Raw genomic sequence first — 21,750 nt, 5'->3', positions numbered from 1 at the left:
TGTATCCTTAACAAGTGGTAAGATAAGAATAAAGAGGAAATTTATTGGTGATGTCTCTTACCTTGTCCTGAACAGCCATTTCAACGGCATGATTTTCCTCATCACTTTTTGCACCCTTAAGACCATCAAGAACTTCTGAGATGAGTTCACCAACTTGAATAAACTCTTTTTCTGCAAAACCACGTGTCGTCGCAGCAGGTGATCCCAAACGAATTCCTGATGTTATAGAAGGTGTTTCAGGATCAAAAGGAACACCATTTTTATTACAAGTAATATGCGCTCGTCCCAAAGCCAATTCAGCGCGTTTTCCTGTTACATTCTTGGAGCGTAAATCAACCAACAGCAAATGGTTGTCTGTCCCACCAGAAACAATATCAAAACCATTACTCTGTAATGTTTTTGCTAAAGTTTTCGCATTAGCAACAACATGAGCGCTGTAACTCTTAAAAGAAGGGTGCAAAGCCTCCTCAAATGCAACAGCCTTAGCCGCGATCACATGCATTAAAGGACCACCTTGAAGACCTGGGAAAATCGCTGAATTCATTTTTTTGGCTAAAACTTCATCATTTGTTAATATCAACCCCCCACGAGGACCTCGTAGCGATTTATGCGTTGTCGTCGTTACAATGTGAGCATGTGGAACAGGAGAAGGATGAACACCACCAGCAACCAAACCGGCGATATGAGACATATCAACGAGGAAATAAGCACCGATTTCATCCGCAATTTCTCGGAATTTTTTCCAATCCCATAAGCGAGGATAAGATGAACCACCTGCGATAATAAGTTTTGGTTTGCGTTCTTTTGCAAGTCGTTCAACTTCCTTCATATCAAGAATTTGATCTTCTGGACGCACACCATAGGAAACAACATCAAACCATTTTCCTGACATATTGACCGGTGAACCATGTGTGAGGTGGCCACCAGCATTTAAATCCAACCCCATAAATGTATCACCAGGCTTGAGTAAGGCTAAAAAAACAGCTTGATTCATCTGACTACCAGAATTAGGCTGAACATTCGCAAAAGCAGCCCCAAAAAGCTGTTTTGCGCGTTCGATTGCTAAGTCTTCAACAACATCAACAAACTGACAACCACCATAATAGCGCTTTCTTGGATAGCCTTCCGCATATTTATTAGTTAAGACTGACCCTTGTGCTTCAAGAACCGCTCTTGAAACAATATTCTCTGAAGCAATCAGCTCAATTTCATGTTGTTGACGCTCAAATTCTCCCCTAATTGCCTCAAAGATTGCACCATCAGCAATCTGTAATTTATCATTAAAAAAGCGCTTTTGTGTGTCGTTTTCTTGTTGAGTCATAAAACACATTCCTAATATTAAAAAATAAAGTCTTTAAACGATAACACAGCAAACCGCGCAAACCAAATATTTTCATTCACTTTCATCCAAAAATGGTGCAAACATTTATCTTATTATTTATTTTCCATATGAACAAAAAGGCACTTCCCCCACGAAAAGAATTAAAATGGGAACAAAGCTTTTTTTTCTATCCTACTTTTACAAAAAAAGATCTATAATTTTAGGAAATTCAATAAGTTAATGACTATTATTTCAATTGGTAATAATTTAAAACAATTGATAATAGGAGAAACAGTGTACAGTAGAAAAAATTAATTCAAGGCAAATAGGCAAAGAAAATGGTAACGAAAGTTTTTATTGATGGTGAACATGGAACCACAGGATTACAAATACAAAAACGACTAGCCGAACGTTCAGATTTTAAATTACTCTCCCTTGATCATACACAGCGACATAACATTGATCTTCGGCGAGACTGTCTTGATCAAACTGACATTGCCATTTTATGTCTTCCAGATGATGTCGCACGCGAGACAGTTCATTGGCTTAAAAATAATAAAAAAATTAGAATTATCGATAGCTCAACAGCCCACCGTGTTACACCAAATTGGGTCTACGGATTCCCTGAAATGACGGCAGGACAAAAAGAACGTATCCAAGCCGCTCATTATGTAAGCAATCCTGGCTGTTATCCTACCGGTGCAATTAGCTTGATTCGGCCACTCCGTGAAGCAGACCTGCTCGATGCTTATTATCCCATATCAATTAATGCAATATCCGGCTATACAGGTGGTGGGAAACAGTTAATTGCACAAATGGAAAACCAATCTCGTCAAAATGAAGTTTTGGATAATTATTTTCTCTATGGACTCAATCTTGAACACAAACATGTGCCAGAAATTAAAATCTATGGACAAATCAATCACACACCCATTTTTTTACCAAGTGTTGGTCGTTTTCCTCAAGGGATGATTGTCAACATTCCACTCCACCGTCACTTATTGACAAAATCAGCAAACTGTTCCGATTTGCGCGAAATCCTTGAAAACCATTACAGTGGACAAAACATCATATCCGTTGCATCACAAGAAGAAACGGAGGCTCTTACTAAACTCAATCCAGAATGCTTAGCACATAAAGATGGAATGAAATTGTTCGTATTTGGCAATGAACATAAAGGAATTTTCAACCTCTGTGCCCTATTAGATAATTTAGGGAAAGGTGCAGCCGCAGCTGCGGTTCAAAATCTCGACCTCATGCTTTCAGAGTACTAACCTTCTCTGGAGACAAATTTTTATTCAACAACACGATATGCCCCTTTTGTTGCACGCCAATGTGCAACTGAAAAGCACAATACTCCTAAGGCAACACTTTGGTGAACAAGCCCCAAGCTTATGGGGACTTCATGTAACAATGTGAGAACACCCAACATTGCTTGAATGGTTATCATAATACATAGAAAAAACGCACGACGAGAATGTGTTGAATGAGGAACTCTCTTTTGGACATAGAAAGCATGAATAATTGCTGCAATAAATAAAAAATAAGCAAAAAAACGGTGAATAAATTGAACAGTCAAAGGATTTTCAAAGAAATTGAGCCAAACAGGATTATGCTGCAATAATCCATCAGGAACGATCTGACCATCCATAAGTGGCCATGTATTATAAACTTTTCCAGCATGGAGCCCAGCAACCAAGGCACCCAAATAAATTTCAATTAAAATGAGGATAACAAGCCAACCAGAAAAAGACTGAATCTTTTGATTTGCTGGTCTTTCTGAATATTGCGTGAGTCCTCGCGCTAAATAAGTAACAAAAATAATAACAAAACATGCTGTTATAAGATGAAATGCTAAACGATATTGGCTTACGCTTGTCAAATGACTCTGACCAATACCCGAAGCCACCATCCACCAACCAATAAAGCCTTGAAATGCAATAAGAATTGGTACAACAACAAGCTGAAACAAAATATTTTTTTCAATACGTTTTGTCGCCCAAAACCAAATGAGACCGAATAAAGCCACAAGACCAACAAGACGCCCTAAAACACGATGGGCCCATTCCCACCAGAAGATGGTCTTAAACGCACTCAATGTCATATCGGGATTAAGGAGCTTATATTGCGTTATCTGTTGGTATTTTAAAAATTCCTCCTGCCATTGTTCTACACCAATCGGTGGAATGACACCATGAATTGGCTTCCATTCTGTTATAGATAACCCTGACCCTGTCAAACGGGTAGCGCCCCCCACTAAAACAATAGCCAAACACAGCAACAAAATAGAATAAAGCCACACTTGAATTTGTTTTCGATTTTTCTTTTGCAAGGATGTTAAAATACTCTCGTTCAATTTTTTTACTGTCATCTCTGATTGCCCCACGTCTCTCTCCAACCATGCAATTCATTTCAAAATCTAAACATTATCACTCTTAGTATTTTTAATATGTACTACAACTTTATGAGAAAACAAGCGTAGCATTAAAGCGTATCATTCGTAGTTTACGACATTTACGACGCAACCACACGATAAACAGTTTTGGGAAACTTATTCACCATTTGCATCATCCAATCCTGTTCGTTAAGAGCAAGACTACAAATATAATAGTCTGTAAGCTCCGCAAATTGATCAAATCCATATTTGGGTTCACTCGCCATTTCTAAAATAATAAAATCGTACTCTTTTTTAAATTCTTGTAAGAGATGAGGAATCTCATTTGAAAAATTTTGTGCACAAACAGCACTTGTTAATCCTTGAGGAAGAATATCAACGCCCGTGTCATAATCACGATAAATAACATCATGCAACTGAGCATTCTTCGTTAAAACATCGCTCATTCCGCGATGGGGACCAATAACTTTTTCTATTTGTTGACCAGAAATATCTACCAATAAGATTGTTTTACGTTCTTTTATAAGATGTAAAGAGAGTTTTGCTGCTGTTCGTGCTGCTTCTGTTCCAATTATTGAGACAACCGTTGAAGTACGACATTGCAAAAAATCGGACAACCCTTCTATTGTAATAAAAGATTCAAAATTCTTTATTTTCTTAGCGACTAAAGTATTTTCATTCTTTTTAAAGCGATCTTCTTCTGATTGCTCTTTTTTTATTTCAGAGCGTCGATAAAAAAACACCATTCCTCCCAACAAAGTAATTAAGCTCGCAAATACGCTCACAATAACACTTCTTCCATAAAGCTCCATAAAAGAAAGAGGAACTAATGTTGTTGGTACAATTACGTGAATTTTCATATTCTGCAACAAAGGAAAAGCTCTATCCATCTTTTTATTTTGCGCATTCACAACTGCTGTTATTTTATTTTCGAACGCATCAAACATTTGATCCAAAGAGTAAGATTGGCCTTTTACGAAAACGCTAATCCTTTTTTTGAGCTGTTTTTCAAATTCCGTTGCAATAAGCTCATCTGAACGAACTTGATGAATAATCTGTAAAATCTTATTCTCTAATTGCTGAGAAATCACTTCTAATTCTGCCGTCATAGCCTTAATTTGAGGATGTGTCCAACCTAATTGTGCAACCATATGCGCCCTTTGTGTTTCCAAAAGATCACGTTTAGATTCTAATGCAGAAACCACTGAGTTACCCGCAATAAAGGATAAGGATAATAAAGGTTGTCCATTTTCACGCATCATATTAATAGTTGAATTTAAACTCGCTAAATGAATACGTTTTAAAACTGCTTGTGTTAATTGTATAGAAAGATCATCAGACTCTGTTTGTTTTACATTGTCATAAATAAAAGAATCAACAGATGAACGAAATTCCTGCACTATATGAGGTATCTCAGTCTTGTCATATTGTTCACCAGCCTGCCATTGCATGAGCAATAATTTTTTTTTCTGTTCTATAATTGCTTGTGAAAATGCAGAAAACCAAGTTTCCACCCCATGTTCAGCAGCTTGAAAAGTTCCCGCTTCAAAAGTAAGATTGATAAAATCACCATTACGGGATAAACGGATATTTTCATGAAAACCTTGCTGTTGAGCAGAATCTGAAGAAAAATTCTGTAAGCTTGAATTTCTTAAAAACATCGGCTGTGAAAAGAGGAAGGCGAGGATATTGTTTTGTTTATCCGTTGGCAATGGCTTTCCTACAGAATCAGAGAGTGAGAAAGTCAAGCTTGCCCGGTATATCCGTGGCTGCATGAAGTAATACAACCAAATAAAAAATGTACACAACGCCGCTAACAGCAAAACGACAAAAAAATTGCGTAGGACCGTGTGTACAAGCAGTCTTTTATTACATTTAAGACTCATTTTTATTTCAACCAGTAAAATGACCTCATATTTCCTTATTAAGAGAAAGTAGTAACTATCCTCTTAACTTGACGTCATATTATTTTGCGATAAGAAAAACGTAAAAATTAATAAATAAAGAGAAAGAAATATCTCAAAAAATTTAATTCATACTTTGCTTGATGTAGTCTAGTTGTTTTTTTGCTTCAGAGGTAATGACTGCTCTAATGGTCACTGACCCATCCTCATGACCTTCCTGCATTATTTCACCAGAGTTTGCATAAAACCAATCAATAAGTGACATTTCATGAGGTCTTAAAAGACATTCAACGTTTTGTAGTTCTCCAAAAATTCGCTTTTCAATTGCCATTAACAATTGATCAAATCCATCACTCATGAGTGCTGATACCATAACTGCAGGATTTAACCGTGTTTTCGCGCTTGTTTGCAAAACATTTAACGCATGCTCATCCAATATATCAATCTTATTCCAAACTTCTAGAATATGCTCTGTGTCATCAATATCGATACCAAGACTTGAAAGCACTTCTAAAACATCTTGAGCGTGCGCACGATGATCAAGATCTGACATATCTTTCACATGAAGAATGAGATCAGCTTCAACTACTTCTTCAAGGGTTGCTCTAAAAGCTGCAATCAAGTGCGTTGGTAAGTTAGAGATAAAACCGACAGTATCAGATAAAAGAATAGCTTTTCCATGAGGGAGAATAACTTTACGCAAAGTGGGATCAAGCGTTGCAAATAACATATCCTTTGCTAGGACATTTGCACCGCTTAAATGATTAAAAAGAGTTGATTTTCCTGCATTGGTATACCCTACTAACGCAACAACAGGATGAGATGTTTTTTTTCTTTTTTCTCTATGAAGAGCCCGTGTTTTCATCACTGTTTCTAATTCACGTTTGATACGAATAATTTTTTCTTGCAAAAGACGCCTATCCGCTTCAATTTGCGTTTCACCAGGACCACCTAAAAAACCGCCTCCACCACGTTGTCTTTCCAAGTGTGTCCAACTACGCACGAGCCTGCTTTTCTGATAAGACAAATGCGCCAATTTGACTTGCAAAACTCCTTCTTTTGTCCGTGCACGATCCCCAAAAATTTCAAGAATCAAAGCCGTTCTATCAATAACTTTACAATTCCATAATTTCTCTAAATTACGTTGTTGCACTGGTGTTAAAAAATAATCTACAATTGTAAGTTCAATATCCTCTTCACTTATATAATGGGCAAGTTCATCTACTTTACCCTTTCCAAATAACGTTGCAGGACGGAGCATAAAGATATGCACGACTTCATAATGAACAACTTTTAACCTTATAGAACGCACTAATCCCAATGCCTCTTCGACTCGAGAAGAGACTGATCGACTCCTTGAATCACTCTCACTATTTTTTCGAAAAATGGGGGCCAAAACAAGCGCGCGCACTTGTTTTTCAATCTGTGAAGAAACCCCTCTCAATCTCTCATTTTCATTTATCATGACGATCTAAGCACTTTATAAAATGGGATTAGAGGTTTAGAATTAAAGTGATTTTTTTATTCCGAACTTTCACCTTCAAACATTTGTACAGGCTGTCCAGGCATAATTGTAGAAATAGCATGCTTATAAACCAATTGCGCGTGTCCATCACGACGCAAAAGAACGCAAAAACTATCAAACGAAGTTACAATACCCGTTAATTTAACGCCATTTACAAGAAAAATTGTAAGAGAAATTTTTTGCTTGCGCACTGTATTTAAAAACACATCTTGCAGGTGTTGTGATCGTTCTGCCATTATTCTTACACCTTTATCTCGAATTGCATAAAATACTCGTGCATGCATATCGACTGAAAAACATTCAATTGTCAACGTAGGAGCTTTAAAATTTAGCAAAAGATAACCTAATATCCAAAAAACATGATTCAAGGCAAAAAACACAATAGTTAAAAAAAACTTTTCAGAAAATACAAAATTATTGTACTCACTTTAAAAAAAGTGGCATTTTTTGCATCCTAAGATTTTGCCAATATCTTTTAAATTCACAACGTACAGTTTTTAAAATAAGAGAGGTTTATTTTTTCCATTTAGATTCAATAAAAACGGTCAGGAAGCATAGCCCAATTCAATGATCCTTAATAATAAAGATGATAAGTTGCCTCCACACACTCTAGATTTCTTTTAATCTTGTGCATAACTACCATTAATTCCCCTTACTCAAATACAACAAACCGGTAATGCTTCCTATAAACGAAAGTTGTAAACAACATTTTTATTTTTGTTACAATAAAATAATAGCTTGTTTTTATTGTATTTTATATCATATTAGAAGAGGTTAAAGAAATCACGTTAACTTTATCTTGATAAGTTTTTAAAATTTTACCCAGAGCATATTCCTTTCTAAATAATTAATGGTTAGTATGTAGACATTTCTGAAGGAGGATGTATCCCTTTTTCATCTGTAAGAGTACGAGGCGAGTATGGCACGCAGAACAAAGTTACAAACATTTGACATTGAAGTCGAAGAAGCTCTCTCAAAAGCTATGAACTTTGATTTTGATGACGCAGCAATTGAAGGGATATCATCTGACAATTCTGAAAATGTCATTAATGTAGATGAGTTGATTCAAAAGATTGCAATGGCAGAAGAAGAAATTTTTGCTGAAAATGGTAATTCAACTCTTGTTTCCAATATTCATGATAGCGCTGTAATTGATGAATCCGTTGTTGAACAGCTTTTTTCCTCGCAACCTAATCCTGACATTTTAGGTGGAACTGATCATAAGACATTGCTGTCCACAAAACTTCTTCCTGCTAACGATGATATAACAACTCTTGCAAATTTTGGCTTATTAAAACAGCGCTCTACCTCTCGAGTTTATTGGTGTACAACAGCGCTCAGTGCTCTATGGGCAACAGGAGGTGCTTTTGTTGCTCATAAGCTTGCCCCTGCAGGGTTCAGTTCGTTATCAAATATCACTACCTTCATGACATCTCCAGTGGGACTAGCAGTCGCAGCTGGAACTGCGATCCCTATTCTTATCTCTTGGGGGGTTGCTCAATTAACAAAACGTTCAAATGAATTACATAATATTGCTCTTCTTATGACAAACGCTGCACAGCGCCTTAGTGAACCACAGCATATCTCTGAAAAACAAGCTCTTGCGATAGGACAAACCATCCGTGAAGAAGTCACCGCCATGAATGAGGGAATCGAACGAACCCTTGGGCGTGCTGTTGAGCTTGAAGCAATTATTCAAGGGGAAGTTCATAATCTAGAACAAGCTTATGCTGAGAATGAATCACGCATTCACACATTAATTAAAGAATTGAGCAATGAACGTATAGCCATTTTAAATCATGCTGACCGCGTACAATCAACAATTAAAGGAACACAAGAGCAACTAAGTGATGAATTTGGTTTAGTGACTTCTAAAATTGTAACCAATGTTGAAAAGCTTGCACAAACCCTTTCTCAGACTTTACAAAAACAGGGAGAAGATCTTGTTGCAAAACTTTCCTACGCAGGTGATGGCGTAACAGATCAGCTCGTTGAAAAATTTAATGAAACTACAACACAAATTCAGCAAAAAAACACAGAGTTTTTTCACGAATTAGAAAAAAACTTTGATGGTTTTTCAGAGCGTTTTGATAATAATGAAAAACAAATAGAAAAAACTTTTAATGAAACAGCAGCTAAAGCTGAAATGCATATCGCTAACATTGCAGCGCATATACAAACAGCAACGGACCAAACTTTCCAAAATGTTGGTGAAAAATTTAAAACGCTGGATGAATCCATTATTAATCGTAACAATCAATTTTTACACAGTTTCGATGAAAAAATCATACAGCTCGATGAGAAAGCATACAATCTCTCTTCTAAATTTGACAACGTCACTTCAGAAGCAATTAAAGCTTTTGAAAACCGTTTAGCAACTGTTGATCTTTCTCTTAAAGAACACAGTGATTCTATCATCGAGTCCTTTATTTCTCGTAGTCAAATACTCGAAGATAATGCTGAAAAACTTGGTCATTTCCTAGAGTCTCATGTTTTACAAATTAATGAAAATCTCCAAGAAAAAACAGCTGATATTACCGAAGCATTTACAAACGGACATGAAATTATTCTTTCTGCAATTGACAAAAGCAAAGAAAGACTAAGAGAAGAAGTTCAACATGTCGATAGTGCTATTGTTGATATCATACAAGAGCGCTCAAAAGACTTCAAATTACAGCTTTCTGATCAAAGAGAGCTGATAGCAGACATGCTTGATAAAGAAAAAAATAAAATTGATGATACACTGAAAAGTCAAATTGATGTCTTAACTCAAAACACTTCAAGTCTTGGACAAGTTTTGATGGATAATATGCAAATCGTTGATCAGCATGCTGAAAGCCATGTTGCAAATATAGTTCAAAGCACAGAAAAACTACAAGAAGTCATTGTACAAAGCTGTAATACAACAAAAGAAGCCTTAGAAGCACAAGCTCGCAATATAGATATAAGAGCTGATGCTCTGCGTGACTCTTTAGCTATTAATAGTTTTTCTCTCAACGAGGTTCTTGCAGATCAAGCACGTACACTAGAACAACGGATGGAAACAATCCATAATCTCATCGAAAAAAGTGATATACGTGTTGATGTTGCCTTAAAGAAACAGATCGATTTGGTTGAGAATGCAATTACGACCAACAACAAGAATATTACTGAAACTGTTCAAAGCCATATTAAAAACTTAGAAAACCATGGCGAAATTTTAAGGAATACTCTCTCTCAATCGAGTGGTACATTCTTTGAAAATCTTGATACACGCATAGAGTCGTTTGATACAAATCTGGAAGTTCATGCACACAGGATTTTTGAACATGCAACCACGCTAGAGGAAACCTTATCGGAAAAGCTTGGCCAAGTCTGTGAAACAATCGCGATGCAAGCATCTGCTCTTGAAGAGCGTTCTGACACATTAAAAACATCTATCATGCTTAATAATGAACAAAGTCAGATAATTCAACAAGCGTTGGAAACAAACATTGATAATATGCGCCTTACATTAGAGGATTCTGTCAATAGCGCCACCGATAACTTACATCATAAGATTATAAAAGCCTCTGATATTCTTTCTTCTACAGGTGCACAAATCATTTCTTCTGTTACGGATGTCGCTTTAAAAGCAGAAAATGTTCTCTCTGAATCTGGTAATCGCATTGTATCAAATGTAAAACAAACGGTTTATGATACCAGTGAAAAAGTTCTGTCTGTTTTATCTGAGCAAACAGCACATACCGTCGAAGCTTTCACAACGGCCAGTCAGAATGCACAAGCATTGTTGAATGAAACAATTCATACTTCAACAACAGCAATTGAGCAAGTTCTTAGCGAACGCTGCAATGTTCTTCATCATTCTATGCAGAATCTTAAAAACAATTTAGGATATCAACTTTCTGATGTAGGTAATCGTTTAGAAGAAGTAGAAAATCAAACAGCTACTCAAATTTCAGAACATGTAGAAAAAATTACTGAATTGACAAATCATTTAAACCAAGCGGCACAAAGTACAACGGAGTCAATTGGTTATTTAACAGAGCATATTGGTGAACAACTTTCTCTCTCAACACAAGATGTTGAACAAAGAATTTATGCACACAGCGAATCTTTAGTGAATAGCTTAACACAAACCAATTCTGAAACACTTCAAGCAGTGACCACTGTAAAGGAGGATCTTGTCAATAATGTTTCTTCTCTCCTGAAACAATTGAATCAATCTGTTTACAGCTTTCACGAAAATAGCAATGTTTTATTATCGACCGTTCAAAATATTGATGGTCAATTTAACGAAACTGCAAATAATTTCTTCCACAACACTCAACAAGTAACAGAGCGTTTATCAGCATCAAATCAAGCGCTCAATAAAAATGTTGCAGTTCTGCAAGGACTTTCGCAAAATACATTTGAACAAATTAGTCATATAACAGGTAGTTTTGGTGAACATGCTAAAACACTCTCTGAAACTGTTCACGTTCTTGAACAATCCGAAAAATCCTTGAACATAACACTTGAAGAAAAACATAATACACTCTCTGCATTAAGCGATGCGCTTGTTGCTAAGTCTAATGAAATCAATCAACTCATTGAGCATTATGAAAATGTTCTCAACTTAGCCCTTGAACGTACTGATAAAAATGCACGTAATTCCACACATTCACTCCAACAGTCCCTTAATCAGATGATAAATGAAGCTTCGACGCGCTTTTCAGGAGCAGCAGAAGATATCCGTCGTTCAGCTGATGAGATTCGTTTAGAGCTTTCACAAATTAATAATGACATTCATGAAAGCGTTCAAAAAATACCGGCAACAACAAAAGAAACAACGCAAACAATTCGTACTGCTCTCAATGAACAGATTACAGTATTAAAGGAATTAGCAAATATTGTACAAAAAGCTGATCTAAAGAATGTAAATGAACGACTCATATCAGCACTTCCTACATCATCAACACTTCAGAGAAATGACAGTATTGCTTCTGACGTCATCAAGAAAATTGTGCCGCCTAAACCTATTTTACAACAAGACCAAAGCAAGAAAAGGCAAAATAAATGGGTATCAAATCTCCTAGAAAGAGCTTCGCGTGAAGAGACTTGGCATGATGAAATACCTGATAACGCTGTTTTTGCACCCATACAAACAAAAACACGCCCTGCAAATATGTCTCTTAATTCATTAGCAACAGGGATATTACAAGCGATTAACCACAATGCTGTCGTTGAACTCTGGAATTATTATCAGCGTGGACAAAAAAATATCGACACAGAACGTCTTTATACTGTGAACGGAAGAAATATTTTTGAAATGATTAAGAAAAAATATATGAGTGATATTGATTTTAAACGTTCAGTTAATCAGTATATTGCAGATTTTGAAAAACTCTTACGTGAAATCTCGCAGGGTTCCGGTTTTTCTCACTCCGTTCGAAAATATCTGATATCAGATACTGGAAAAGTCTATACTATGCTTGCTCATGCAAGTGGTCGAATCCAATAGAGAACAACAGAGGTGGAGAAAATGTTTTTTCCACCTTTTCTTTTTTTTAGTTATATACATAGCCTATCATCATATAATGCGCGTTTTTTTATGGAGTCTTGTGTCTTAAAAATTAAGAAAATGATTTGTATACAGTGTTCTGTGATATTGTAAACAACACGCCTATCAAAAGAGCATAATCAACGATCAAACCGACGAATCCAAGAGGGATAATGATGCCTCTTTTCTACTTTTTTGTTAGCCCCTACTTCTTCTCTTTTATACAGAGCTCGTAAAGAAAATTCATTGTGCTGATATCAAATAAATTGTTCATGAATGGCGAACAAAGAAATATCAACCTAACTTAACAGTCTAGGAAAATTTGTTCACATGCATTGCCTGCTTGTCGTTAGAGAAAGTAAACTCTAATAGTGGATATAGAAAAAAAATAATACGTTTACAAAATACTCAATGAAAGATTTTCCAAATCAATTTTTATTCATTGAAGTATACATTCTTTCTACAAGAGAAAAATTTTTAAAATGATCTAAAAAACTAGGATTTATAAATCACACATTTACTTGTATAATATAAATATAAAGCAAGTATTTATGACAATCATTTTATATGAATAATAATACTCTTCTCTTCTTTGCATATCTTACCAGCATTGCAAAAAAAACAACTGCTTGGTAATGTATAATCATCAGTAATATTTTACTTATTAAAAAACGAACCAATTTCCATGAATTTCGGTTAAGGAGCAAAGATTCATTGTGCTGATATCAAATAAATTGTTCATAAATGGTGAACAAAGAAATATTAAACTAACTTAACAATCTAGAAGAATTTGTTCAACGCATTGCATTTGTGTGGTTAGAGAAAGTAAACTCTAACAGTGGATAAGGTCTTATCGTCAATGGAACACTCATATAAACATATACTATAACTCGGATATCATAAAAATGTCTACAAAACGAAATAGTAATTTCAGTTTAGAAAAATCTGAACTTGATAGTGCCGCACTTTTTTATCACCAGTATCCAAAACCTGGAAAGTTAGAAATACAAGCAACAACACCTCTTGATAATCAACGTGATTTGGCTCTTGCTTATTCTCCAGGAGTTGCTGCGCCATGTCTTGCAATTCATAAAGATCCAAATTTTGCTGCCCAATATACTTCGCGTTCTAATTTAGTCGCTGTTATATCAAACGGAACTGCTGTTCTTGGCTTAGGAAATATTGGTCCTCTTGCTTCAAAGCCAGTTATGGAAGGAAAAGCTGTTCTCTTTAAAAAATTTGCTAATATTGATGTCTTTGATATTGAAGTTGATGCACCTCATATTGAGCAAATGGTAGAAACTATAGCTGCTTTAGAACCTACGTTTGGTGGTATTAACCTTGAAGATATCAAAGCTCCTGAATGTTTTGAAATAGAAGAAAAGCTTCGTTCTCGAATGAACATTCCAGTTTTCCACGATGATCAACATGGAACTGCTATTATTGTTTCAGCAGCGGTATTAAATGCCCTAAATCTAGCTGGAAAAAAAATTGAAGACGCCAAAATAGTTGGTTCTGGTGCAGGTGCCGCAGCTTTAGCTTGTATTAATCTTTTGGTTCGCCTTGGAGCAAAAGTTGAAAATATTTGGCTTAGCGACTTAGAGGGCGTTGTTTATAAAGGTCGCAAGACTCTTATGGATCATTGGAAAACGCGTTATGCACAAAAAACTGATGCCCGAACTTTATCCGAAATTATTAATAATGCAGATATTTTTCTAGGTGTATCAGCAGGTGGTGTTTTAAAACCTGAATACCTGAAAAAAATGGCTCCAAATCCATTAATATTAGCACTTGCTAATCCAACACCAGAAATTATGCCAGAAGAAGCACGCTCCATACGACCAGATGCAATGATCTGCACAGGGCGCTCTGATTACCCCAATCAGGTCAATAATGTTCTTTGTTTTCCCTATATTTTCCGTGGTGCATTAGATGTTGGCGCCACTGCGATCAATGAAGAAATGAAAATGGCAGCAGTTCATGCAATTGCAGCTCTCGCTCGTGAAGAAACTTCAGATATTGCAGCGCGTGCATATGCAAAAAAACCACCCAGTTTTGGTCCAGAGTATCTGATTCCCTCCCCCTTTGATCCACGCTTAATACTGCGCATAGCCCCTGCTGTTGCGAAAGCAGCAATGGAAACGGGTGTTGCACTGCGGCCAATTGAAGATATGGAAGCCTATCATGATATCCTTAATCGATTTGTCTTCCGTTCTGGTTTAATGATGAAACCTGTTTTTGCTGCGGCAAAAACAGCAAAACGTAAACGCGTCATCTATGCCAATGGTGAGGATGAACGTGTCCTTCGTGCGGCACAAATTGTCCTTGAAGAGCAAACTGCAATACCACTCCTCATTGGCCGTCCACATGTCGTGGAGGCAAGACTAAAACGCTTTGGTTTAAGAATACGCCCCGGTATAGATTTTGAACTTACAAATCCAGAAGATGATCCACGTTTTCGTGATTATGTTCATTTATTTCTTCACTACACAGGAAGACGTGGTGTGACACCCGACGTTGCAAAAACAATTGTTAGAACATCAACAACAGCGATTGCAGCGCTTGCTGTGATGCGTAAAGAAGCTGATGCGATGATTTGCGGTTTAGAAGGGCGTTTTGAACGTCATCTAGAATTAATTGAACAAATTATTGGCCTTGATGCAAATGTTCGTCATTTTTCTGCTGTAAGTTTGTTGATTTCCTCACGTCGTACTCTTTTTCTAACAGATACTTACGTCAATGAAAATCCTTCAGCAGAAGAAATAGCAGAAATGACCGTGCTAGCTGCGCAAGAAATTGAAGCATTTGGTATAACACCAAAAGCAGCATTATTATCACACTCAAACTTTGGCTCGAAAAATACAGAAAGTGCGCAAAAAATGCGCCGTGCAACAGAAATTCTTGCCAAATTATATCCAAATTTAGAAGCCGATGGTGAAATGCACGGTGATGCTGCACTTTCCAAAGTTTTTCGTGATCGTGTTTTTCCCAATTCACGCCTCAAAGGTGAAGCAAATTTGCTTGTCTTTCCAACACTTGATGCAGCAAACATAACACTCAATCTCGTAAAGAATCTAACCAATGCACTTCACGTAGGACCTATTTTAATCGGAGCCTCACGTCCTGTACATATTCTGACACCTTCAGTAACTTCACGAGGCGTTGTTAATATGACAGCTCTTGCTGTCCTTGCTGCCAATAGAAAAAATTCCATAATAAACGAAAGTAAGTAAACACAACAAAATTTTAATTTTTTTCATAACCTTGAAATGTAGCATTTCAAACACTGCAAACTCGTTTTCTCTATAGAAAAGACAACTATATTCTGGTTGGAGTCTTTTTTTTTAAGAGAAAAAAGGCTAAAAGAAAGCAAATAAGTGTATTTTGAATTTATAACTCTATAATAAGGAACCGCACATTGCCCTCTACGTTTGATAAAGTTGCAGATATTATCGCAGAAATTAGTGAAATTGATCGCAGCACAATCACACCTGAAAGCCATACTATTGATGATTTAGGAATCGATAGCCTTGATTTTCTTGATATTGTTTTCGCTATTGATAAAGCTTTTGGGATTAAAATTCCACTAGAACAGTGGACACAAGAAGTTAACGAAGGCTCAGTTGCAACTGAAGAATACTTTGTTCTTAAAAACCTTTGTACAAAAATTGATGAACTCGTTGCCTTAAAACAGGCAGAATAATTTTTTTTCATGCATGATCAAGCTGTGTTTATTACTGGTATAGGGCTTATAACCTCTCTGGGAGAAGGAGTTGAACATCATTGGGATCTCTTAAATGATCCTACGGTTACACCAAATCTTGATTGTACATCTTTTCCACCCTACACTATCCATCAATTATCTGAAATTGATTGGAGTTTACAAATTCCCAAAAAAAGTGATCAACGGCAAATGGGTACGTGGCAACGCCTTGGTACTTATGCAGCAGGACTTGCTCTTGATGATGCAGGTATGAAAAATAATCAACAATTAACATCAACAATGGATATGATTGTTGCCGCAAGTGGAGGAGAACGTGATATTGACGTTGATACACAAATTCTTTCACAGGCACGTATAGCAACTGATCCTGCTTCCATGTTAAATTCAATCCTTTCGACTGAACTTCGTCCCACGTTGTTTTTAGCACAATTATCCAATCTTTTAGCTGGAAATATTTCTATTGTTCACAAAGTTACCGGATCTTCTCGCACATTTATGGGAGAAGAAGGATGTGGACTTTCTGCACTTCAAATTGCCGTAGCCCGCATTCGATCAGGACAAAGTACACATGCACTGGTTGGAAGCTCCTATAACACACAAGGTTATGATATACTGTTAGCGCATGAACTTGGAAATCTTTTAACGTGGGGTGGATGGACACCGGTGTGGGAGCGTCAAAAGTACCCAGGTGGCGGCGTTATAACTGGTTCTGGTGCTGTCTTTTTGGTCCTTGAAAGCGAAGCACACGCAGAAAAACGGAATGCACGTGCTTATGCTAAAATTGATCAGATACTGACAGATCAAACAGACAGAACAAAAATCCCGCTTGAAGAATCAATTATGTCAATGCTGCAAACAATGGCAGCGCAATCTACTTTAACCATTTCAGCTACTTCAGGATTTCATGAAGTAACAAAAGCAGAAAAAAGAGCTCTTGAGGCTGCGGATATTTCTTACCGCGGTATTACAACATTATTTGGCTATATGCGGGAAATGCAATTTCCTTTAGCACTTGCACTTGCCGCCATTTCTGTTGAAAAAAAACGTAGTTTTCCAGCGTTAAGTGATCATGAAAAGCCTTTTTTTAAAGAAGTACAAGAAGCATTTATTACGACCATTGGCATAACAAGAGCTGAAGGTTTAGTCCGCCTAACTGCTGTTTGAGGGAGATTTCTATAGTGAAATATGATGATCATCTCGGACGTCCACTTGTCGCAATAACTGGAGCGGGAGTTGTAACATCACTGGGACAAGGCAAACATGAAAATTGGCACAAATTGACAAATGGTGTTAGCGGCATTCATAAAATAACACGTTTTCCTATTGAGGGATTAAAGACATGTATCGCTGGAACCATTGATTTTCTTAAAGAAAGTACACTTGGCGCTTCAGCTCTCTCTAAAAAACTCGCTTCTCTCGTAGCAGAGGAAGCTATAACGCAAGCCGCTCTTGATAAAACAAATTTTGAGGGGCCACTCTTTTTAGCAGCTCCTCCTGTTGAGCTCGAATGGACAGCGCGTTTTGCCCTTGATCAAGAAGAAACATTCAATAGAGAACCTTCTTATACACGTCTTCTTGAAATCTGCCGTAATAACTCCCATGAACAACTCTTTGAAACCACACAATTTGGTGCCATTGCAGAAAATCTTCAAAAACAATTTGGCACAAAGGGACTTCCTGTTACACTCTCTACCGCCTGTGCATCTGGTGCAACAGCTATTCAATTAGGCGTTGAAGCTATTCGAAGAAGAGAAACCAATCGTGCGCTTACGATTGCTACGGATGGTTCAGTTTCGGCAGAATCTCTTATTCGTTTTTCATTATTATCTGCTCTTTCAACCCAAAATGATCCTGCAGAAAAAGCGGCAAAACCCTTTAGCCGTGATAGAGATGGTTTTGTTATGGCAGAGGGAGCCGGCGCTCTTGTTCTTGAGTCTCTTAAAAGCGCATTAGATCGTAATGTCACGATTTTAGGAATTTTAGCAGGTTGCGGAGAAACAGCAGACGATTTTCATCGTACGCGTTCAAAGCCTGATGCATCCCCAGCAATTGAATCCGTTCGCAAAGCCTTAAATGATGCTCAAATAACCATCAATGAAATTGACTATATTAATGCACATGGAACCTCAACACCTGAAAATGAAAAGATGGAATATCTCGCATTATCATCAGTCTTCGGTGACATTTTAAAACATATTCCCGTTTCTTCTAATAAATCAATGATTGGCCATACACTCACTGCCGCTGGCGCCATAGAAGCTGTTTTTTCACTTTTAACGATTCAATCGGGAATCCTTCCCCCTACAATCAATTATGATGATCCTGATCCAACCATCCCTTTAGACGTTGTTCCTAACCATAGCCGTAAAGCTGATGTCAATGCTGTTTTATCAAACTCATTTGGATTTGGTGGTCAAAATATGAGTCTTGTTATCACGGCATATAAAAGTTAAATTTTCATACTGAGCAAACTTGGCACACTTAACCTAAAAGCCATATACATTTAAGGGAAAAGATAATGCGTGCACTGCAATTATTGAATGAACGCCAGCTTGAAATTACCAATGTTGCCCCCCCGCCGCCGCCTAACCCTGATGAAGTAACCGTGCGGATAAAAGCCGTCGCTCTTAATCATATTGATGTATGGGGCTGGCGTGGGATGGCCTTTGCTAAAAGAAAAATGCCCCTCATAATTGGTGCTGAATCTTCCGGTGAGGTTATACAACTCGGGAGTAATGTTAAAAATTTACAACGCGGACAGATCGTCTCAATTTATGGAGCACAAACCTGTGGAACATGCCAAGCTTGTTGTGAAGGACGTGACAATCTTTGTAGTCATGTAAAAGGTGTCTACGGTTTTCATCTTGATGGCTTTGCCTGTGAACTTGTTAATCTGCCAGCACGCCTATTGGTCTCTGCTCCTCCAAAATGTAATGAATTACAAGCAGCGGTCGCTCCAATTACTTTTGGCACTGTCGAACATATGCTTTTCGATAATGCAAAACTCCAAGCGGGAGAAACAATCCTGATACAGGCGGGTGGTTCTGGTATTGGCTCAACGGCCATTCAACTTGCAAAACATATCGGATGCACAGTGATTACAACTGTAGGTTCCGATGAAAAAATTGCAAAAGCACAATCTCTTGGAGCAGATCATGTTATTAATTACCGTAAAGATCGTTTTGAAGGTGTGGTCCGAAAATTAACGCAAAAAAAAGGTGTAGATGTTGTTTTTGAACATGTAGGGGCTGAAACATGGAATGGTTCTCTTTTGTGTATGAAACGAGGAGCACGATTAGTCACTTGTGGTTCTACTTCTGGAGTTACAGCACCACTAAACCTCATGCATCTTTTTCAACAACAATTGAAGATCTTTGGTTCATTTGGCTGTCGCATAGAAAATATGCAAAATGCCATGCAAAAAATGGCACAAGGTGTTGTACATCCCGTCATTGATACAATTGTTGGATTTGATGAAATAGAGACAGCTTTAAAGCGCATGGAAAGTCGTGATGTTTTTGGTAAAATTATTCTTAAAATCGATTAAATTATGATAAAGACTTATATTAAATTTTTTATTTATCCTATTAAAATTATAGTAAAAAAAATATTTTACTTTTTATGGGCATGCTTGCTTATTGGTTCTTTAAATATTTTAAAATTTTTTCCTAGTAATATTGGAATTTCTTTCTTTTCTTGGTTGGCAAAAAAAATTGGCCCTCGTATCCATCGTCATCAAATCGCGCTCACAAATCTTAGAGCTGCCTACCCAGAAAAAACAGAAAAAGAACTGCATGCAACTGCAACAGAAATGTGGGAGAATATAGGAAAATTTCTCGCTGAATATATTTTTCTTGATACAATCTTTGATTTTGATCCTCATGCAGACAAACCCGGACGCATTGAGGTGAAGGGTATTGAAATATTTCAACGATTAAAAAATGAAGAAAAGCCGCATATTTTTTTTACAGCGCATACTGGTAATTTCGAACTTCTTCCTATATGTGCGCAGAGTTTTGGTCTTAATATCACAGTGCTCTTTAGACCCCCTAATAATCCCTATATTGCAAAACAAGTCCTAAAAGCGCGACAAACTTCTATGGGACATCTTGTCCCTTCCAAAGCAGGTGCTGCTTGGACATTAGCAGCCAAATTAGCAGAGGGAAAAAATGTTGGTATGCTCGTTGATCAAAAATTCCGCCGTGGTGTTTTAGGAACATTTTTTAATAGACCTCTGAAAACAAACCCCTTAATTATAAAACTTGCACGACAATATGATTGCGATATTTACCCAGCACGTTGTATCCGGTTAGCTGGAGGGCGTCATCGTTTAGAATTGTATGAACGTATAAAACTTCCTCTTGATGAAAACAATGAAATTGATATAGCTGCTTCTACGCAAAAATTAAATGATATTGTTGAAAGCTGGATACGTGAATATCCTGGACAATGGACTTGGTTACACAGACGTTGGGACAACTAATATATGAAAGATTTATAGGAAAGGCATAAATGATCGCGTCAAAAGATATCAATGATCTGATCGCAATTGTTAAAGCATTACGCAATCCTGATAACGGATGTATCTGGAATATAAAACAAACGTTTGAATCCCTTATCCCCTATATGCTCGAAGAAGTTTATGAGGTTATCGATGCTATTGAACGGAAAAACCGAACCGATCTTTGCGATGAACTCGGTGATCTTCTTTTACAAGTCGTCTACCATGCTATAATTGCGCAAGAAGAAGAGAGCTTTACTTTTGAGGATGTTGTTTACGCAATCACTGCAAAAATGATTCGTCGTCATCCCCACGTTTTTGGAAATGCAGAGCAAAAAAAACGTGGTTTTATAGCGGAAGAATGGGAACAGATAAAAAAAACAGAACGCACTGAACAGAAAAAATGGTGCAAAGAAACAGGTTATTCAAACAATTTTACAACAAGCATTCTTGCAGAAGTAAAAAAAATTCAGCCCGCAGAACAAGAAGCACTCGCTTTACAAAAAACCGCTGCTAAAGTGGGATTTGATTGGCATGAGAATCATCATTTTTTTGCAAAAATAGAAGAAGAACTTACTGAACTTAAAGAAGCAATCAAAGAGAATAAAACATCAGATATAGAAGAAGAATTTGGTGACCTTTATTTCACCCTACTTAATTTTGCACGCCACTTAAATATTAATCCACAAAAAGCATTAAAAGAAACCAACAAAAAATTTCGAAATCGTTTTAGCTATATTGAAGACAATATATCCATGCAATCTAAAACACTGGCTGATACCTCTTTGAGCGAAATGGAAGGCCTCTGGAATAAGGCCAAAACTGAGAAATAAGAAAAATCAGATTTTACCAACCTAAA

The 21,750-nt window shown here is 37.0% G+C and carries 14 protein-coding genes; 9 read left to right on the top strand and 5 right to left on the bottom strand.

Annotation, left to right across the window (positions count from 1 at the left end):
* Nucleotides 1–7 precede the first annotated feature (7 nt).
* On the bottom strand, nt 8–1,321 hold the full coding sequence (gene glyA, locus NMK50_RS03985) for a serine hydroxymethyltransferase (RefSeq protein WP_254770955.1): 1,314 nt from the start codon (nt 1,319–1,321) through the stop codon (nt 8–10).
* Nucleotides 1,322–1,659: 338 nt separating this feature from the next.
* On the opposite strand from glyA, the gene argC reads away from it, so the two are divergent.
* Nucleotides 1,660–2,595 (top strand): N-acetyl-gamma-glutamyl-phosphate reductase, encoded by a 936-nt coding sequence (argC, locus tag NMK50_RS03980; protein WP_254770954.1) that lies wholly within the window; start codon nt 1,660–1,662, stop codon nt 2,593–2,595.
* Nucleotides 2,596–2,615: 20 nt separating this feature from the next.
* Here argC and NMK50_RS03975 read toward each other — a convergent pair whose 3' ends face one another.
* From NMK50_RS03975 to hfq, 4 genes are all read right to left on the bottom strand, one after another.
* Complete coding sequence (locus NMK50_RS03975) at nt 2,616–3,707, bottom strand: COX15/CtaA family protein (RefSeq protein ID WP_254770953.1); 1,092 nt, start codon at nt 3,705–3,707, stop codon at nt 2,616–2,618.
* A gap of 128 nt (nt 3,708–3,835) precedes the next feature.
* Nucleotides 3,836–5,602 carry a hypothetical protein gene (locus NMK50_RS03970; protein ID WP_254770952.1) on the bottom strand — a complete coding sequence of 589 codons (1,767 nt, stop codon included), beginning with the start codon at nt 5,600–5,602 and terminating at the stop codon, nt 3,836–3,838.
* A 142-nt stretch (nt 5,603–5,744) separates the two neighbouring features.
* Complete coding sequence (gene hflX / locus NMK50_RS03965; RefSeq protein ID WP_254770951.1) at nt 5,745–7,085, bottom strand: GTPase HflX; 1,341 nt, start codon at nt 7,083–7,085, stop codon at nt 5,745–5,747.
* A gap of 56 nt (nt 7,086–7,141) precedes the next feature.
* The gene (gene hfq, locus NMK50_RS03960) at nt 7,142–7,381 is read right to left on the bottom strand and encodes an RNA chaperone Hfq (protein ID WP_010705211.1); all 240 of its coding nucleotides are present in this window, start codon (nt 7,379–7,381) and stop codon (nt 7,142–7,144) included.
* A gap of 683 nt (nt 7,382–8,064) precedes the next feature.
* On the opposite strand from hfq, the gene NMK50_RS03955 reads away from it, so the two are divergent.
* From NMK50_RS03955 to mazG, 8 genes are all read left to right on the top strand, one after another.
* Complete coding sequence (locus NMK50_RS03955; RefSeq protein ID WP_254770950.1) at nt 8,065–12,627, top strand: hypothetical protein; 4,563 nt, start codon at nt 8,065–8,067, stop codon at nt 12,625–12,627.
* Between the two features lie 944 nt (nt 12,628–13,571).
* Nucleotides 13,572–15,899, top strand: a complete 2,328-nt coding sequence (locus NMK50_RS03950) for an NADP-dependent malic enzyme (protein WP_254770949.1) — start codon at nt 13,572–13,574, stop codon at nt 15,897–15,899.
* 185 nt (nt 15,900–16,084) lie between these two features.
* Nucleotides 16,085–16,369, top strand: coding sequence for an acyl carrier protein (locus tag NMK50_RS03945; RefSeq protein ID WP_254770948.1), 285 nt, complete (start codon nt 16,085–16,087; stop codon nt 16,367–16,369).
* Nucleotides 16,370–16,378: 9 nt separating this feature from the next.
* Nucleotides 16,379–17,554: a beta-ketoacyl-ACP synthase gene (locus NMK50_RS03940; RefSeq protein ID WP_254770947.1), complete on the top strand. Its 1,176-nt coding sequence runs from the start codon at nt 16,379–16,381 to the stop codon at nt 17,552–17,554.
* A gap of 14 nt (nt 17,555–17,568) precedes the next feature.
* Nucleotides 17,569–18,843 (top strand): beta-ketoacyl-ACP synthase, encoded by a 1,275-nt coding sequence (locus NMK50_RS03935; RefSeq protein ID WP_254770946.1) that lies wholly within the window; start codon nt 17,569–17,571, stop codon nt 18,841–18,843.
* Nucleotides 18,844–18,908: 65 nt separating this feature from the next.
* Nucleotides 18,909–19,937: a zinc-binding dehydrogenase gene (locus NMK50_RS03930; RefSeq protein ID WP_254770945.1), complete on the top strand. Its 1,029-nt coding sequence runs from the start codon at nt 18,909–18,911 to the stop codon at nt 19,935–19,937.
* Nucleotides 19,938–19,943: 6 nt separating this feature from the next.
* Nucleotides 19,944–20,873: a lipid A biosynthesis lauroyl acyltransferase gene (locus tag NMK50_RS03925; protein ID WP_254771175.1), complete on the top strand. Its 930-nt coding sequence runs from the start codon at nt 19,944–19,946 to the stop codon at nt 20,871–20,873.
* A 29-nt stretch (nt 20,874–20,902) separates the two neighbouring features.
* On the top strand, nt 20,903–21,724 hold the full coding sequence (gene mazG / locus NMK50_RS03920; protein WP_254770944.1) for a nucleoside triphosphate pyrophosphohydrolase: 822 nt from the start codon (nt 20,903–20,905) through the stop codon (nt 21,722–21,724).
* Nucleotides 21,725–21,750 lie beyond the last annotated feature (26 nt).

Origin of the sequence: Bartonella harrusi (assembly GCF_024297065.1) — a bacterium.
In the GTDB taxonomy this organism is placed as follows: Bacteria; Pseudomonadota; Alphaproteobacteria; order Rhizobiales; family Rhizobiaceae; genus Bartonella; species Bartonella harrusi.
This window is presented reverse-complemented; position numbering and strand designations above follow the sequence as displayed.

Bases quoted from the DNA above. Each gene is read 5' to 3' on its own strand.
- glyA (WP_254770955.1), bottom strand. From the start codon at position 1,321: ATGACTCAACAAGAAAACGACACACAAAAGCGCTTTTTTAATGATAAA.
- argC (WP_254770954.1), top strand. From the start codon at position 1,660: ATGGTAACGAAAGTTTTTATTGATGGTGAACATGGAACCACAGGATTA.
- NMK50_RS03970 (WP_254770952.1), bottom strand. From the start codon at position 5,602: ATGAGTCTTAAATGTAATAAAAGACTGCTTGTACACACGGTCCTACGC.
- hflX (WP_254770951.1), bottom strand. From the start codon at position 7,085: ATGATAAATGAAAATGAGAGATTGAGAGGGGTTTCTTCACAGATTGAA.
- hfq (WP_010705211.1), bottom strand. From the start codon at position 7,381: ATGGCAGAACGATCACAACACCTGCAAGATGTGTTTTTAAATACAGTG.
- NMK50_RS03955 (WP_254770950.1), top strand. From the start codon at position 8,065: ATGGCACGCAGAACAAAGTTACAAACATTTGACATTGAAGTCGAAGAA.
- NMK50_RS03950 (WP_254770949.1), top strand. From the start codon at position 13,572: ATGTCTACAAAACGAAATAGTAATTTCAGTTTAGAAAAATCTGAACTT.
- NMK50_RS03940 (WP_254770947.1), top strand. From the start codon at position 16,379: ATGCATGATCAAGCTGTGTTTATTACTGGTATAGGGCTTATAACCTCT.
- NMK50_RS03930 (WP_254770945.1), top strand. From the start codon at position 18,909: ATGCGTGCACTGCAATTATTGAATGAACGCCAGCTTGAAATTACCAAT.
- mazG (WP_254770944.1), top strand. From the start codon at position 20,903: ATGATCGCGTCAAAAGATATCAATGATCTGATCGCAATTGTTAAAGCA.